Annotated in this window: 16 protein-coding genes and 2 pseudogenes; 13 read left to right on the top strand and 5 right to left on the bottom strand. The window is 58.7% G+C overall.

Going from position 1 to position 16,342, the window contains the following annotated elements; genetic code table 11:
* Window positions 1–76: 76 nt before the first annotated feature.
* Window positions 77–1,162: pseudogene (locus ACOT1A_RS10260) on the top strand (cellulase family glycosylhydrolase); the annotation flags it as partial.
* Here the strand turns inward: ACOT1A_RS10260 and emrD are convergent.
* The 4 genes and pseudogenes from emrD to tisB all read right to left on the bottom strand — a co-directional run bounded on the left by emrD (window position 1,068) and on the right by tisB (window position 3,509).
* A complete protein-coding gene (gene emrD / locus ACOT1A_RS10255) occupies window positions 1,068–2,252 on the bottom strand; it encodes a multidrug efflux MFS transporter EmrD (RefSeq protein WP_023298963.1) in 1,185 nt (394 codons plus the stop codon). The pseudogene ACOT1A_RS10260 and the gene emrD sit on opposite strands and share 95 nt — an antisense overlap.
* Before the next feature lie 175 nt (window positions 2,253–2,427).
* A pseudogene (locus ACOT1A_RS10250) lies at window positions 2,428–2,846 on the bottom strand (EamA family transporter).
* 62 nt (window positions 2,847–2,908) lie between these two features.
* A complete protein-coding gene (locus ACOT1A_RS10245; protein ID WP_023298965.1) occupies window positions 2,909–3,355 on the bottom strand; it encodes a GNAT family N-acetyltransferase in 447 nt (148 codons plus the stop codon).
* A 64-nt stretch (window positions 3,356–3,419) separates the two neighbouring features.
* A complete protein-coding gene (gene tisB, locus ACOT1A_RS10240) occupies window positions 3,420–3,509 on the bottom strand; it encodes a type I toxin-antitoxin system toxin TisB (RefSeq protein WP_022646551.1) in 90 nt (29 codons plus the stop codon).
* 486 nt (window positions 3,510–3,995) lie between these two features.
* Between tisB and ACOT1A_RS10235 the strand changes: the two genes are divergently transcribed.
* From ACOT1A_RS10235 to nepI, 12 genes are all read left to right on the top strand, one after another.
* Complete coding sequence (locus ACOT1A_RS10235; protein WP_022646552.1) at window positions 3,996–4,310, top strand: type II toxin-antitoxin system HigB family toxin; 315 nt, start codon at window positions 3,996–3,998, stop codon at window positions 4,308–4,310.
* Window positions 4,307–4,726, top strand: a complete 420-nt coding sequence (locus ACOT1A_RS10230) for a helix-turn-helix domain-containing protein (protein ID WP_022646553.1) — start codon at window positions 4,307–4,309, stop codon at window positions 4,724–4,726. The genes ACOT1A_RS10235 and ACOT1A_RS10230 overlap by 4 nt, the downstream gene beginning before the upstream one ends.
* A gap of 146 nt (window positions 4,727–4,872) precedes the next feature.
* Window positions 4,873–4,971, top strand: a complete 99-nt coding sequence (ivbL, locus tag ACOT1A_RS10225; protein WP_057979964.1) for an ilvB operon leader peptide IvbL — start codon at window positions 4,873–4,875, stop codon at window positions 4,969–4,971.
* 229 nt (window positions 4,972–5,200) lie between these two features.
* A complete protein-coding gene (gene ilvB / locus ACOT1A_RS10220; protein ID WP_276169977.1) occupies window positions 5,201–6,889 on the top strand; it encodes an acetolactate synthase large subunit in 1,689 nt (562 codons plus the stop codon).
* Window positions 6,890–6,892: 3 nt separating this feature from the next.
* Window positions 6,893–7,180, top strand: coding sequence for an acetolactate synthase small subunit (gene ilvN / locus ACOT1A_RS10215; RefSeq protein WP_010426528.1), 288 nt, complete (start codon window positions 6,893–6,895; stop codon window positions 7,178–7,180).
* 125 nt (window positions 7,181–7,305) lie between these two features.
* Entirely contained in the window at window positions 7,306–7,899 is a 594-nt protein-coding gene (gene uhpA / locus ACOT1A_RS10210) for a transcriptional regulator UhpA (protein ID WP_022646555.1), read from the top strand.
* Entirely contained in the window at window positions 7,896–9,401 is a 1,506-nt protein-coding gene (gene uhpB, locus ACOT1A_RS10205; RefSeq protein WP_276169978.1) for a signal transduction histidine-protein kinase/phosphatase UhpB, read from the top strand. Before uhpA ends, uhpB begins: the two co-directional genes overlap by 4 nt.
* Complete coding sequence (locus tag ACOT1A_RS10200) at window positions 9,394–10,704, top strand: MFS transporter (protein WP_038414992.1); 1,311 nt, start codon at window positions 9,394–9,396, stop codon at window positions 10,702–10,704. The genes uhpB and ACOT1A_RS10200 overlap by 8 nt, the downstream gene beginning before the upstream one ends.
* A 132-nt stretch (window positions 10,705–10,836) precedes the next feature.
* Window positions 10,837–12,228 carry a hexose-6-phosphate:phosphate antiporter gene (uhpT, locus tag ACOT1A_RS10195; protein WP_023298970.1) on the top strand — a complete coding sequence of 464 codons (1,392 nt, stop codon included), beginning with the start codon at window positions 10,837–10,839 and terminating at the stop codon, window positions 12,226–12,228.
* Between the two features lie 161 nt (window positions 12,229–12,389).
* Window positions 12,390–13,394, top strand: coding sequence for an alpha/beta fold hydrolase (locus tag ACOT1A_RS10190; RefSeq protein ID WP_058677100.1), 1,005 nt, complete (start codon window positions 12,390–12,392; stop codon window positions 13,392–13,394).
* Window positions 13,395–13,545: 151 nt separating this feature from the next.
* Window positions 13,546–13,998, top strand: coding sequence for a DUF1198 domain-containing protein (locus tag ACOT1A_RS10185; protein ID WP_014830062.1), 453 nt, complete (start codon window positions 13,546–13,548; stop codon window positions 13,996–13,998).
* A 100-nt stretch (window positions 13,999–14,098) separates the two neighbouring features.
* A complete protein-coding gene (gene nepI / locus ACOT1A_RS10180; protein ID WP_023298972.1) occupies window positions 14,099–15,289 on the top strand; it encodes a purine ribonucleoside efflux pump NepI in 1,191 nt (396 codons plus the stop codon).
* Between the two features lie 112 nt (window positions 15,290–15,401).
* On the opposite strand, the gene ACOT1A_RS10175 is transcribed toward nepI, so the two are convergent.
* Window positions 15,402–16,307 carry an EamA family transporter gene (locus ACOT1A_RS10175; RefSeq protein ID WP_023298973.1) on the bottom strand — a complete coding sequence of 302 codons (906 nt, stop codon included), beginning with the start codon at window positions 16,305–16,307 and terminating at the stop codon, window positions 15,402–15,404.
* Between the last annotated feature and the right edge of the window lie 35 nt (window positions 16,308–16,342).

The raw sequence follows: 16,342 nt of genomic DNA, 5'->3' as shown, positions 1-16,342 counted from the left end.
CGTTTTGACTCTACACCAATTGTGAAAAAGCATGCTAAATACAGAGTAAAGCATTTGATTATTTGCAAGGGGCGTCGTGTTAAAGCCGTTCATTGTCACCGTGTTAGCGCTCGCTTCCGGCTGGGCCTGTGCCGCTGAGCCACCCCTGACGGCTGCCCGTTACGCGCAGATGTTGGGCGTCGGAATGGATGTCGACTGGGCCCGCACCGAGCGCGGTATACGCGAATTCGACCCGTTGGTGGTCCGTGATTTCCAGGCGAAAGGCATACATCATGTCCGTATTCGGGTGGCGGGCGAACCGACGGAAGCGCGGCTGATTCACCTGCGTAAGCTGGTGGAGGCCTGCGAGCAATACGGCGTCATCCCCATCATCGCCTATCAGGCCGATGAATATAAAAACGATCCGAAAGCGGATACCGAAAAAGCGGTGATCAACTGGTGGATTGCCGTGGCGCACTATTTTGGTCAGCGCTCGCCATTGCTGGGGTTTGACCTGATCTACGAACCGGCGGACAAGCTCAACCACAACGTTGCTTCGCTCATCCGGGTGTATGAGAAAGCGATCAAAGACATTCACGCCATTGATGCCAGCCGCATGATTTTTATCGCCCCTCGTCTGCGCGCCGCGCCGGAGGATTTATCCAGCCTGAAGCTGCCCGCACACAGCCAGAATTACCTGCTGGCGGAATGGCATATTTTCCCCTGGGGTCCGCTGAAAACGAACGGCAGATACCCGTGGACGTCCGGAACCGCGGCTGAGAAAGCGGCTATCCGTAACCGAATCAATGCCGCGCTGCACTGGCAGCAAAAAACCGGGCACGTTAGCTGGGTCGGGGGCTGGGGCGTGGGGGAGTCAAACCACCTCACACCAACCGCTTCGCAAATGGCCTTCGCCAACTTTATGGCCTGCGAGCTGCAAAAGGCGAAAATCCCGTATGCGCTTAACGCGGACTTCCAGTTTTACGACGGGGAAGAGGGTGCCTGGCGGCCTGCGCCAGAGCCGTTATTACAGGCGATGATTGCGCCCGTGTGTGAAAAGCCCGGCGAGAAGCCGGGCCATCATGCGGTTAAACCGGCTGTTCGTGATGCGGGACGCGCGACGCCAGCGGCAGCCAGCACAGCAAAATCAGCAGCCCCATCAGGGTCATCAGCAGGCCCAAACTCGCCTGCCCGGTCTGCGGCATCATAGCCGAAAGCCAGGCCAGCGCGCCGGAACCGATATTCTGTAAACCGCCGACCAGGGCACCAGCGGTGCCCGCGAGGAACGGGAACGGCTCCATTGCGCCGCTGGTGGCGAGCGGGAACAGCATGCCCGCGCCGAAGAAGAACAGCGCTGCCGGGATAAGCAACGTCCAGACCGACATCACGTCAAACAGCCCCGGGATCCACATCATCAGCCCGGCCAGCAGACAGCTGATCACCGACTGCCACATCAGCGTAGAGAAGCGTTTGTTCGGACGTCCGGCGAACCATGCGCCGAAGAACGCCGCCGGGATCGGCAGAATAAACAAAATGCTCACCACCATGCTGCTCAGGCCAAGGCCTGCGCCCAGCAGTACGCCGGAACAGGCTTCAAACACCGCAATGCCCGCCAGGCCGCCGATTAGCATCAACAGATAACAGGTAAACGACCCATTACCGAACAGCGTTTTGTAGCTGGCGATGAGCTTCGTGCGCGGCGCGTCCTGCGGACGTGTTTCCGGCATCCAGCGCGCCATGCTGAAGGTGACAATAATGCACAGCACCAGCAGGAAGGCGTAACAGGCGCGCCAGGACCAGACGGTGTCCAGCAGACCCCCAATCAGCGGGGCGAGCAGCGGGCTGACCAGAATGCCCATATTTAACAGACTGTTGGCGTGGCGAAGCTGGGTGCCCTGGTACATATCACGCGGCAGGGTACGCGCCATGACCCCGCCGACGCCGGTGCCCACGCCCTGGAGGGCGCTGGCGGCAATCAGGATGGTCAGGCTGTGCGTAGTAATGGCAATCACCGTCGCCACCATGAAAATGCTCATGCCCACCAGAATGACCGGACGACGCCCGACGCGATCGGACAGGGGACCATAAACCAGCTGTGAAACGCCATAGGTCAGCAGGTAGGCTGCCATCACGCTCTGTACCGCACCTTCGCGGACGCTCAGATCTTTTGCCATATCGGCAATCGCCGGAATGTAGATGGTTTGCGCCATCTGCCCGACGGCCACCAGTAACACCAGCATCAACAATAAGTTCACGTTCCGTTGCTTTTTCATGTCGCTGAATACTTTTGCCAAAAGAGATAAATAAAGAATAAGTGACTACGCATTCCCATAAATGCGCGAGGAATCTACCACAGAGAGATGACAATTTAAGCATTACTGTGATGAATGACAGAAGGCGTGAAGGCAGGATTTGTAAACAAGATCGGCAACTAATGTTGCCAGCAAATTACGCCAGGCGCAGCAGGACCGCACCGGCTGCAATACCCAGCGCCGCCGCGATGCGCAGGCCCCCAACCTTCTCTTTTAAAAGCACAAATGCGATGAATGCGCCGAAGAGAATAGAGGTTTCACGTAGTGCGGCGACCACCGCCAGCGGCGCCTGAGTCATCGCCCAGAGTGCCAGACCGTAAGATCCCATCGTCCCGACGCCGCCGAGCAGTGTAACGCACAGGAGACGAACAAATATGGCCAGCTTGCAGCCGTCGGCTGGGGAGAGAAAGGCAGTAAAATCAGGGCAATAAGCGCGGCTGAACCGCTAACGCCGATCGTCGAGTAGAGCTTGTCCGTTCCGGCCTTAACGATGGCGTTCCAGCTGGCATGCAGCAGTGCGGCGAACAGTAAAATGCAGAAAACGGTGATGGACATGGCGGATCGGTTGGTGAAATGTCATCCAACTGTAACATTCCCCCGTCGAGGCTGCCAGCCGCTTACACTGCGCAAAAAAGGCGGTGCGTCACCCGGGGCTCGTCTGACACAAGCCTGAAGCCCGCCCGATGATAAAATCCGTACGCGGTTTCCGGCGCATGGGTATTAAGAAAATCAAACCAGATGCTGGCATCCGCCATCACCACGGTCAAAAGTTGTTTTCCAATCCCCAGCCCACGGCACTTTTCGCTGACGTAGAGATGACGAATACGTCCGGCGCGCGGCTGCTGGCTGAATGGATCGCGATTTAGACCGCACACGCCCACCAGCCTGCCGTTAAGAAACGCCCCCAGCAGCTTTTCACCCGGCGCGTTAAAGCGATTCTCACCGCGCTGCCAGTTCTCTTCCAGCCTGCGCAGCATATTGAAATTTAACGCGATACTCTCGGCCTTCAGGGCGATATAGCCCGGTTCATCAGGGGTAACAGGCTCAATTAACAGACGCGACATAGCATTCCCTCGTTATTAAAGAGGGGCGGTTGCCCGCCCCTCTCAGGTGCGACTTGAACCTGAATCACTTAACGTATTTCAGGACAGCATCAAGCAGTTGCAATACAGCAACAATGAGTTTGAGGACAAGTATGACCATATCCACGACGCTCATACGCGTCTCCTTTTGGTTAAAAGGAGCACGATGCTGGCGTACCTTTCCGCCGCCTGTGGCCAGCACCTGGATTGACGTAACACAGTGTGCTCACTTCAGGGGTTAAGGCACTGACGGCACCACCCGTTTCAGCCAGGACTTCGTTGCGCCGGTAAACTGCGGCCCCCTCGCTCACTGCGAACACCCTCAGTATAGATAAATACTGTATGCATGAACAGTATTTTATGGACAAATTTTGGAAGGCGATCCATACTCAAAAACGTCAAAATCCGTGCCGGAATTGCGCGTTCGTCTTCGATCGCGTATACTTTTTGCGTTGACGTAACACAGTGTGTTCTGCGGCAACCAACCGCAAAACCCTGATAAAAACCTCGCTTAGGCGGGGTTTTTTGTTTTCTGACGAAGTGAAAATAGTATCCTCCGTTGACTTATTGGCAATAGGTGTTATCGTTGCCATAATGGCAACGGACGCGGCAGGCAAGCAGGATGCATTTAATCTCAATGAAGGCAATTTTGGATGCGGTAAGCCAGTTCCCGCAATACAGAGAAGAGCTTCTCTTTTTAGGACGAGTTATTGAAAAGAGCCACTGCCCGACGCCCGCTGCACTGAGAAAACTTTTCCCAACGCTGGATAACTTCAAGTATCTTGATAAGCATTATGTTATTGATATTGCAAATAACAATCTCAGAGTAGTGGCTCTCATATTCTTTGAAAGCCAAAAGTTTTATGTGCGCCATGTTTTTACTCATAAGGAATATGACCGTTTTACGGAGAAACATCGCACTAAGGGGAAGAAATGATGATCGTCGCTGATGCAATGAAAGCTACGCACGCCCTTGTTGCGGCCGTTCCTTTACTGGGTGAACAGCCGAGCGAGAAAGATTATAAGGATGCGCTTGAGCTGGTTGAGTATCTCCTTATGAACGAGCCCAATAGCCCCTTGCTGGATATTGTTTGCGCCAGAATTAGCCATTACGAAGCTAATCGGCCAGAGATAGTCGCATTACGCAAGGAGATGGAGTCCGTTCCCGTCGGAATTGCAGTTTTGAGAACCTTGATGGATCAATACAATCTGACGATATCGGATTTTAAGGATGAAATTGGTAGTAAATCGATGGTTTCACGGGTTCTGAATGGTCAGAGACAGCTTACTCTGAACCATATTAAAAAGCTGGCGGCCAGATTTGGGGTATCACCTGCGCTATTTATTGAGTGAGTAAAAACCCTTTATTGAGTGTCATCGCCCAACAAACAAAACGTGATCCCTGACGCATTTTTGCGCAGTTGAAAATATTTCCATTGTCACATCCGAAAACCTGTGTTTGTATAAATTCTATCAATGATTCCAAACACAGGTCCCCAATGACTTCATCCATCTTCACTTCGACCCTACTAAAAACTGCGCAACCTGCCGCAGTGGTCGTCGTGCGTGTGGTGGTGGTCGTCGGCAATGCGCCGTAGGGACTGGATCAACACACGAATCCAAAACCCCGCCGGCGCAAACCGGGCGGGGTTTTTCGTTTAGGACCCCTCCCGGATACGCTAAGTAGTTCGGGTTGCAGGAAGACGGCAAGTGAGCGAATCCCCAGGAGCGTACATAGGTACGTGACTGGGGTGAGGGAACGCAGCCAACGCATCTGCAACCTGAACTACGACGCGTAAAGCTGGCTCAGAAGAAAAGGACTGGAGCATGGCAAGTTCGGGCACAACATACACAAAAACGCGTTTCACCGGCGCGCAGCTGATTGTTCATTTACTGGAACGACAGGGCATCACCACCGTTGCGGGCATCCCGGGTGGGACCGTGCTGCCGCTGTATGATGCGTTAAGCCAAAGCACACAGATCCGCCACGTGCTGGCGCGCCACGAGCAGGGCGCAGGCTTTATCGCTCAGGGCATGGCGCGTACCCAGGGTAAACCGGCGGTCTGTATGGCCTGCAGCGGGCCGGGCGCCACTAACCTGGTGACCGCCATCGCCGATGCGCGCCTCGACTCCATTCCGCTGATCTGCATTACCGGCCAGGTGCCGTCCTCGATGATCGGTACCGATGCGTTCCAGGAAGTGGATACCTACGGTATCTCTATCCCCATCACCAAACATAACTATTTAGTTCGCGATATCAGCGAGCTGCCTCAGGTGATCAGCGATGCGTTTCGCATTGCCCAGTCTGGCCGCCCGGGTCCGGTGTGGATAGACATTCCTAAGGATGTCCAGACCGCAGAAATTGAGATCGACGTCCTGCCCGAGCCGGGCAAGCGTGCCCCGGCGCCGGAATTCAGCGTTGAGAGCGTGCGCGATGCCGCCGCCATGATTAACGCGGCGAAACGCCCGGTGCTCTATCTGGGCGGCGGGGCGATCAACGCCGCGGATGAAATCCGTCAGTTCGCTGAAAAATCCAGCCTGCCTACCACCATGACCCTGATGGCGCTCGGCATGCTGCCAAAAGCGCACCCATTGTCTTTAGGGATGCTGGGCATGCACGGCGCGCGCAGCACCAACTACATCCTGCAAGAGGCGGATTTGCTGATTGTTATGGGGGCGCGTTTTGATGACCGGGCGATCGGCAAAACTGAGGAGTTCTGCCCGAACGCCAAAATCATTCACGTGGATATCGACCGCGCCGAGCTGGGTAAAATCAAGCAGCCGCACGTGGCGATTCAGGGCGACGTGGCCGAGGTGCTGGCACAGCTGATCCCACAGACGGAGGCAACCGACCGCGCCGACTGGCGCCAGCTGGTGGCCGATCTGCAACGCGAGTTCCCGGGCGCTATCCCAACCGAGGGCGACCCGCTGAGCCACTATGGCCTTATCAACGCCGTTGCCGCCTGCGTGGATGACAGCGCGATTATCACCACCGACGTCGGCCAGCATCAGATGTGGACCGCCCAGGCGTATCCGCTTAACCGCCCGCGCCAGTGGCTGACCTCCGGCGGCCTTGGCACCATGGGCTTCGGCCTGCCAGCAGCGGTTGGCGCGGCGCTCGCCAACCCGGACCGTAAGGTGATCTGCTTCTCCGGTGACGGCAGCCTGATGATGAACATTCAGGAGATGGCGACCGCAGCCGAAAACCAGTTAGACGTCAAAATCATTCTGATGAACAACGAGGCGCTGGGCCTGGTACACCAGCAGCAGAGCCTGTTCTATAAGCAGGGCGTGTTTGCGGCGACCTATCCGGGGATGATCAACTTCATGCAGATTGCCGCTGGTTTTGGCCTGCACACCTGCGATCTGAACGCCGAAGAAGATGCCCACGCGGCGTTGCAGGATGCGATTTCTCGTCCGGGCCCGGCGCTGATCCACGTGCGTATCGACGCGCAACAAAAAGTGTATCCGATGGTGCCGCCGGGTGCGGCAAATACTGAGATGGTGGGAGAATAAACCATGCAGAAACAACATGATAACGTCATTCTGGAACTCACCGTCCGCAACCACCCTGGCGTCATGACCCACGTCTGCGGGCTGTTTGCCCGACGTGCGTTTAACGTGGAAGGCATTCTGTGCCTGCCGATTCAGGGCAGCGAGCACAGCCGCATCTGGCTACTGGTGAACGACGATCAGCGTCTGGAGCAGATGATGGCGCAGATCGACAAGCTGGAAGATGTCACCAAAGTGGCACGCAACCAGTCCGATCCCACCATGTTTAACAAAATTGCGGTGTTTTTCGAGTAAATCACTTAAGGTAAAAGGCTTTTGCCGGATGGCGCTGCGCTTATCCAGCCTGCAAGGACGTTACACGTAGGCCGGATAAGGCGTTTACGCCGCCATCCGGCGTGTTCACGCATCAGGATCAAACCATGACCACCATCGCCCTTATCGACGACCACCTTATCGTCCGCTCCGGCTTTGCCCAGCTTTTAAACCTCGAACCGGATTTTCAGGTCGTGGCCGAGTTTGGCTCCGGTCGCGAGGCGCTGGCGGGCCTGCCGGGACGCGGGGTGCAGGTCTGTATCTGCGACATCTCAATGCCGGATCTCTCCGGGCTGGAGCTGTTAAGCCAGCTGCCGAAAGGGATGGCGACCATTATGCTCTCGGTCCACGACAGCCCGGCGCTGGTCGAGCAGGCGCTCAACGCGGGCGCGCGCGGCTTCCTCTCTAAACGCTGTAGCCCCGACGAGCTGATTGCCGCCGTGCGCACCGTATCCACCGGCGGCTGCTACCTGACGCCCGATATCGCCATCAAGCTGGCGGCGGGACGGCAGGATCCGCTCACCAGGCGCGAGCGTCAGGTGGCAGAGAAACTTGCCCAGGGCATGTCGGTGAAAGAGATTGCCGCGGAGCTGGATCTGTCCCCGAAAACCGTGCACGTTCATCGCGCCAACCTGATGGAAAAACTCAACGTCAGTAACGATGTCGAGCTGGCGCGCCGTATGTTTGACAGCTGGCAATGAGCCCCGTTTTTTCACGGCTGATCGCCGTCGTCGCCAGCTTTTTTATCTTCTCCGCCGCATGGTTCTGCCTGTGGAGCATCAGCCTGCATCTGGTGGAACGCCCGGAGCTGGCGGTGCTGCTTTTCCCCTTTGGCCTGCGTCTGGGACTGATGCTTCAGTGCCCGCGCGGATACTGGCCCGTTTTGCTCGGTGCAGAGTGGCTACTGCTGGTCTGGCTGGCGCAGGAAGTGGCGCTGGCGCATCTGCCTTTATTGATGACCGGAAGCCTGCTTACGCTTCTCCCGGTTGCCCTGATTTCCCGCTACCGTCACCAGCGCGACTGGCGCACGCTGCTGCGCCAGGGGGCGGCGCTGATTGCCGCCGCGCTGTTGCAGTCCCTGCCGTGGGTGGGTGAAAAGGAGGGGCTCAACGCCCTGCTGCTGACCCTCACCGGCGGCCTGACGCTGGCACCGACCTGCCTGGTTTTCTGGCACTACCTTACCAGCACCGTCTGGCAGCCGCTCGGCCCGGCGCTGGTCTCCCAGCCGGTGAACTGGCGCGCCCGGCACCTGATCTGGTATCTGCTGCTGTTTGTGGTGAGCCTGTGGTTGCAGCTTGGTCTGCCCGCTGAATTATCACGCTTCACGCCGTTTTGTCTGGCGCTGCCGATCATCGCCCTCGCCTGGCACTACGGCTGGCAGGGGGCGCTGATCGCGACCCTAATGAACGCCATCGCGCTGATCGCCAGCCAGACCTGGCACGATCATCCGGTAGATCTGTTGCTCTCGCTGCTGGCCCAGAGCCTGACCGGGCTGCTGCTGGGGGCGGGCATCCAGCGCCTGCGCGAGCTGAACCAGTCTCTGCAAGCCGAGCTGGCGCGCAATCGCCGTCTGGCGGAGCGTCTGCTGGAGACGGAAGAGAGCGTGCGCCAGGAGGTTGCCCGCGAGCTGCACGATGACATCGGCCAGACCATCACCGCCATCCGCACCCAGGCGGGCATTGTCCAGCGCCTGGCGGCAGAAAACGCGGGTGTGAAGCAGGGCGGGGCGCATATCGAACAGCTTTCGCTGGGTGTCTATGACTCCGTTCGCCGCCTGTTAGGGCGGCTGCGCCCGCGCCAGCTTGACGATCTGTCCCTGGAGCAGGCGGTGCGTTCCCTGATGCGCGAGATGGAGCTGGAAAGCCGCGGGATAGTCAGCCATCTCGACTGGCGCATCAATGAAGCTACCCTGAGCGAAGGTCAGCGCGTGACGCTGTTCCGCGTCTGTCAGGAGGGGCTGAACAACATCGTCAAACACGCCAGTGCCAGCGCGGTCACGATCCAGGGCTGGCAGCAGGACGAGCGCCTGATGCTGGTGATTGAAGACGACGGCTGCGGCCTGCCGCCGGGATCCGGCCAACAGGGCTTTGGCCTGGCGGGCATGCGCGAGCGCGTGAAGGCGCTCGGCGGCACGCTGACAATCTCCTGCACCCACGGGACGCGCGTCAGCGTCAGTTTGCCGTTAAGGACGCACCATGTTTAAAACCCCGGCCAGCGCCGCCCCGCTAGGCAACAAAGCGGAAATCGACGCCCGCTACCGCTACTGGCGACGTCATATCCTGGTCACTATCTGGCTCGGCTACGCGCTGTTCTACTTCACCCGCAAAAGCTTCAACGCCGCCGCGCCGGAAATCCTCGCCAGCGGCGTGATGGCGCGCACCGACATCGGCCTGCTGGCGACGCTGTTTTACATCACCTACGGTCTGTCGAAGTTCTTCTCCGGCATCGTCAGCGACCGCTCCAATGCGCGCTATTTCATGGGCGTTGGGCTGATCGCCACCGGCGTGGTGAACATCCTGTTTGGCTTCTCCACCTCGCTCTGGGCCTTCGCCCTGCTGTGGGCGCTGAACGCCTTCTTCCAGGGCTGGGGCGCGCCGGTCTGCGCCCGCCTGCTCACCGCCTGGTACTCACGCAACGAGCGCGGCGGCTGGTGGGCGATATGGAATACCGCGCATAACGTCGGCGGGGCGCTGATCCCGATGGTGGTGGGGGCTGCCGCGCTGCACTACGGCTGGCGTGCGGGGATGATGATTGCCGGTGGCCTGGCAATTATCGCCGGGCTGTTCCTCTGCTGGCGCCTGCGCGACAGGCCGCAAACCGTCGGCCTTCCACCGGTGGGCGACTGGCGGCACGACGAGATGGAGATCGCCCAGCAGCAGGAGGGGGCCGGGCTGTCCCGCCAGCAGATCCTCACCAAATACGTACTGAAAAACCCCTACATCTGGCTGCTGTCGCTCTGCTACGTGCTGGTCTACGTGGTGCGCGCGGCCATCAACGACTGGGGCAACCTGTACATGTCCGAGACGCTCGGTGTGGATCTGGTGACCGCCAACTCGGCGGTGACCATGTTTGAACTGGGCGGGTTTATCGGCGCGCTGGTGGCGGGCTGGGGCTCGGACAAGCTCTTCAACGGCAACCGCGGGCCGATGAACCTGATCTTCGCCGCCGGAATTTTGCTCTCCGTCGGCTCGCTGTGGCTGATGCCGTTCGCCAGCTACGTGATGCAGGCGGCGTGCTTCTTCACCATCGGTTTTTTCGTCTTTGGCCCGCAGATGCTGATCGGCATGGCGGCGGCAGAGTGCTCCCACAAAGAGGCGGCAGGCGCGGCGACGGGCTTTGTCGGGCTGTTTGCCTACCTCGGCGCATCGCTCTCCGGCTGGCCGCTGGCGCGGGTGATCGACATCTGGCACTGGAGCGGGTTCTTCGCGGTGATCGCCATCGCGGCGGGCATCTCCGCCCTGCTGTTGCTGCCGTTTTTGCACGCGCAGGCACCACGCGAAGCGTGACGCGCCTCACCTTTTGCTGTCGAGTCGCGCAAAACTAAGAAATTTTCCCGGTTTCACCTGGACGCTGTCTCAGGCATCTCTCCTGGCTGGTTTTTACAATGCTGCAAAAATCAGCTCAGGAGTAACTCAGTCATGCTGGCCTTCTTAAATCAGGTGCGCAAGCCGACCCTGGATCTGCCGCTCGACGTGCGGCGCAAAATGTGGTTCAAACCGTTCATGCAGTCCTATCTGGTGGTCTTCATCGGCTACCTGACTATGTACCTGATCCGCAAAAACTTTAACATCGCGCAGAACGACATGATCTCCACCTACGGGCTGAGCATGACGCAGTTGGGGATGATTGGCCTGGGCTTCTCCATCACCTATGGCGTGGGGAAAACTGTCGTTTCCTACTATGCGGACGGCAAAAACACCAAGCAGTTCCTGCCGTTTATGCTGATCCTCTCTGCCATCTGTATGCTCGGCTTCAGCGCCAGCATGGGCGCGGGCTCCGTCAGCCTGTTCCTGATGATCGCCTTTTACGCCCTGAGCGGTTTCTTCCAGAGCACCGGCGGGTCGTGCAGCTACTCCACCATCACCAAATGGACGCCGCGCCGCAAGCGGGGGTCGTACCTCGGCATGTGGAACATCTCCCACAACCTCGGCGGAGCGGGTGCGGCAGGCGTGGCGCTGTTCGGCGCGAACTACCTGTTCGACGGTCACGTCATCGGCATGTTTATCTTCCCGTCGATTATTGCCCTGATTGTTGGCTTTATCGGCCTGCGCTACGGCAGCGATTCCCCGGAGTCGTACGGCCTCGGCAAAGCCGAAGAGCTGTTCGGGGAAGAGATCAGCGAAGAGGACAAAGAGACCGAAGAAAACGAGATGTCCAAATGGCAGATCTTTGTTGAGTACGTGCTGAAAAACAAAGTGATTTGGCTGCTCTGTTTCTCGAATATCTTCCTGTACGTGGTGCGTATCGGCATTGACCAGTGGTCCACAGTGTATGCCTTCCAGGAGCTGAAGCTTTCTAAAGAAGTGGCGATTCAGGGCTTCACCCTGTTTGAAGTGGGCGCGCTGGTCGGCACGCTGCTGTGGGGATGGCTCTCCGACCTCGCCAATGGCCGCCGCGCGCTGGTGGCCTGCGTCGCGCTGGCGCTGATTATCGCCACCCTTGGCGTCTACCAGCACGCCAGCAACCAGTACATTTACCTGGCGTCCCTGTTCGCGCTCGGCTTCCTGGTGTTTGGTCCGCAATTACTGATCGGTGTGGCGGCAGTGGGCTTCGTCCCGAAAAAAGCGATCGGCGCCGCCGATGGGATTAAGGGCACCTTCGCCTACCTGATCGGCGACAGCTTCGCCAAGCTGGGTCTGGGGATGATCGCCGACGGCACGCCAATTTTCGGCCTTACCGGCTGGGCGGGCACCTTCGCCGCGCTGGATGCCGCCGCGATTGGCTGTATCGTCCTGATGGCGATGGTTGCGGTGCTGGAAGAGCGTAAGATCCGCCGTGAGAATCGTGCGCAGAAATTAAAAGTAGCCTGAGTGTGCAGGTAACTTCTTTGCCCGGTGTGTGATGCCGGGCTTTTTTATTTTGCACGGCCTACCTTTACTCCGCTTTACACACTCGCTCCTCTCTATGCTCTACAGTGTTTTTGCTGCCGCCTTTCGTGCAGCCTTAGCCCTTTTGCTAACGGAGAGCTTGCATGTTAACCCGACGATTGTCCTGCCTTGCGCTGCTGATGGCGCTGGCGTCCCCCGCAATGGCCGCGGATGCCCCCACCTACGGCGAGAAGCTGGAAGGTTTTGACTACGGCTGGCCGGTAAAACACTTTACCTTTACCTCGCAGAACCAGCCTCTGGATATGGCTTACCTGGACGTGAAACCGGAAAAACCCAACGGCCGCACCGTGGTGCTGATGCACGGCAAAAACTTCTGTGCTGGCACCTGGGACGGCACTATCCGCGCGCTGTCGGCCGGTGGGTATCGCGTGATCGCCCCTGACCAGATTGGTTTTTGTAAATCCACCAAGCCGGAGCATTACCAGTACACCTTCCAGCAGCTGGCGGATAACACCCACGCGCTGCTGAAAACGCTGGGCGTCGAGCGCGTGACGGTTATAGGACATTCGACCGGCGGCATGCTGGCAACCCGCTATGCGTTGATGTGGCCGCAGCAGGTGGAGCAGCTGGTGATGGTGAACCCGATTGGTCTGGAAGACTGGAAAGCGCGCGGCGTGCCGCATATTACGGTCGACCAGTGGTACCAGCGCGAGCTGAAAGTCAGCGCCGACGGTATTCGTCAGTACGAGAAAAACACCTACTACGCCGGGGAGTGGAAGCCGGAGTACGAGCGCTGGGTCACTATGCTCGCCGGGCTGAACAACGGGCCGGGCAAAGCTCGCGTGGCGTGGAACTCGGCGCTGCTCTACGACATGATTTATACCCAGCCGGTTGTCTATGAATTTAGCGAGCTGAAGATGCCGGTATTATTGATGATCGGCACGAAGGACAATACCGCCATCGGGAAAGATCTCGCCCCACCGGAGATCCGCAAGACGCTCGGCAATTACGCGGTGCTGGGCAAAGAGACGGCGGAGCGCATTCCGCACGCGACGCTGGTCGAGTTTAACGACATGGGCCACGCGCCGCAGATGCAGGATCCTGAACGTTTCCACGACGCGCTGCTGAAAGGGCTTCAGGCGCGCTGACGGGTCTTCAGCAACAGCCCGCGCAGCCACGCCTGCGCGGGATTGCTTTCATCGCAATTATCCAGCTTTTTTCGGTTCACTATTCTGGCCGTTCCCGCTGTTGACGCGCTGCGTTTCCCGCTATGATGGGCGGCTAGTCTAAGGAGAACGCATGGTCTGGATAATGCTGGCAACGCTTGCCGTGGTATTTGTGGTTGGATTTCGTGTCCTGACCTCAGACTCCCGCCGCGCCATCAAACGTTTAAGCGAGCGGCTGGGCATCACCCCGATGCCAGTCGAGTCGATGATCGATCAGTTCGGTAAAACGCCGGGCAATGAGTTTATCCGCTACCTTGAGCGCCCCGACGAGGCACATCTGCAAAATGCGGCGCAGGTGCTGCTCATCTGGCAGGTCTGCATTGTCGACGGCAGTGAAGAGAATCTGCATACCTGGCACCGTATGCTGCGTAAAGCCCGCCTTGCCGCACCCATTACCGATGCGCAAATTCGACTGGCACTTGGCTTTATGCGCGAAATGGAGCCCGATCCGCAGGAGCTGAACGCCTTCCAGCTGCGCTATAACCAGCTATTTCTGCCGGAAGAAGGTGTGTTTTATCTGCACTGATCCCCTCTAAAACCACAAAAGTTGTCAAATCGTTAAATCCGTCACACTTTTGATGATAAACTGCGCGACTTTTCCGCACGTTTTTATCTCAGGTGATGCCATGACAGAACATATCCAGCCCACGACTCCGCCGCAGGCCAAAGAGGTGTCTCGCCCCAACTGGTCGGCGGTTTTCTCCGTGGCGTTCTGCGTCGCCTGCCTGATCACCGTTGAGTTTCTGCCGGTCAGCCTGCTGACGCCGATGGCGCAGGATCTGGGCATTTCCGAAGGCGTGGCGGGGCAGTCCGTTACCGTCACCGCCTTTGTGGCGATGTTCGCCAGCCTGTTTATCACCCAGGCGATTGGCACCATTGACCGTCGTAAAGTGGTCATTCTGTTCAGCGTGCTGCTGACGCTCTCCTGCCTGCTGGTCTCTTTCGCTGAAAGCTTCACCCTGCTGCTGCTGGGTCGCGCCTGCCTGGGGCTGGGGTTAGGCGGCTTCTGGGCGATGTCGGCCTCGCTGACCATGCGCCTGGTGCCCGCGCGCACCGTGCCAAAAGCGCTGTCCGTTATCTTCGGCGCGGTCTCTATTGCGCTGGTGATTGCCGCGCCGCTGGGCAGCTTCCTTGGTGGGATTATCGGCTGGCGTAACGTCTTTAACGCGGCGGCAGTGATGGGCGTGCTGTGCATTATCTGGGTGTGGAAAGCGCTACCGTCTCTGCCGGGTGAAGCGGCGCACCACAAACAGAACATGTTCGCGCTGCTCAAGCGTCCGGGCGTGCTGGCGGGGATGACCGCCATCTTCATGGCCTTTGCCGGGCAGTTTGCCTTCTTTACCTATATTCGCCCGGTGTATATGACCATGGCGGGCTTTGACGTGGATGGCCTGACGCTGGTGCTGCTGAGCTTCGGTATCGCCAGCTTCGTCGGCACCTCACTGTCGTCTCAGTTCCTGAAACGCTCCCTGAAGGTGGCGCTGGCGGGTGCGCCGCTGGTGCTGGCGATCAGTGCCGCGGTGCTGGTGCTGTGGGGCAGCGACAAGTGGGTCGCATCGGCGATTGCGATTGTCTGGGGCTTTGCCTTTGCGCTGGTGCCGGTGGGCTGGTCGACGTGGATCACCCGCTCGCTTGCCGATCAGGCGGAAAAAGCCGGGTCGATTCAGGTGGCGGTGATCCAGCTGGCGAACACCTGCGGCGCGGCGGTGGGCGGCGTAGCGCTCGACCATCTGGGGCTGACGTCACCGCTGGTGATCTCCGGTACGCTGATGCTGCTGACCGCGCTGCTGGTGGCGGGGAAGGTTAAGGCGAAGTAGTCAATTTTCCCCCTCACCCTAACCCTCTCCCCGTAGGGGAGAGGGGACTGCTCGGTGCTGTCTTTTCACCCTCGCCCCTTTGGGGAGAGGGCCGGGGTGAGGGGACATTCGCTTACGCCGATGCCTTAACCCTTCTGCGTGAATCCATCGAAATCAGCACCACCGACGACACAATCAGCAGCGTTCCCAGCCAGTCCGGCAGGGTGAATGCCACCCCCAGCAAAACCACCGACAGCAGCGCGCTGCTCAGGGGTTCGGCGCAGCTCAAAATGCTTGCCTTCGGCCCACCGATCATCTGCGCGCCCTTCAGATACAGGCTGAACGTCAGCGCGGTGCCAATCACCACCAGGTAGAAAAACGCCAGCAGCAGGCCGCCGTCAATGGCGAAGGTGGTGCCGCGTCCGGCGTAGAACGGCGTCAGCATTAGTCCCGCAATCAACATACTCCAGCCGACAATCGGCAGCGTGCCGTAGCGGGCGATAAGCGTTGATGGATAGGTGGTGTAAAACGCCGCGGCAAACGCCGAGGCGATACCGAAGAACAGCGCGGCAGGCGAGATGGAGAGCGACGTCGGGTCGCCGTGGGTCACCAGCAGGAAGGTACCCACAAGCGATGTCAAAATCGCCGACAGGACAAACATGCCGGGACGCTTCTTCCGCGCCAGGGCGAACCACGCCACGATGATGGTTGGCGACAGGAACTGAAGCACGGTGGCCGTAGCGGCGTTGGATTTTTCAATCGTCAGCAGGAAGGTGAGCTGCACGGTGAGCGCGCCAACCAGTGAGAAAAACAGCAGGCTGAGGGCGTCTTTGCGGTTTTTGATGACCGAGAAAATCTTGTCGCCGTGAACGAAGGAGAGCGTCAGCAGGATCACGCCGGTAAACAGCAGGCGAACCATGGTCAGGTAAGGTGAAGAAATGTGGCTTTTCTCCATGATGTACTGCGCGCAAACCCCGGAACTGCCCCATAAAACGGCGGCGATCAGGACGTTGAGCATCCCTTTGCGTGTGGAACCCATGTTCTCCCCTGTTATGTTGTCGTTAATTGGCCAAC

Origin of the sequence: Enterobacter cloacae complex sp. SYL003, assembly GCF_049236925.1 — a bacterium.
GTDB lineage: Bacteria > Pseudomonadota > Gammaproteobacteria > Enterobacterales > Enterobacteriaceae > Enterobacter > Enterobacter intestinihominis.
Note: the sequence above shows the minus strand (reverse complement) of the source record. Positions and strands in the feature narration are given on the sequence as shown.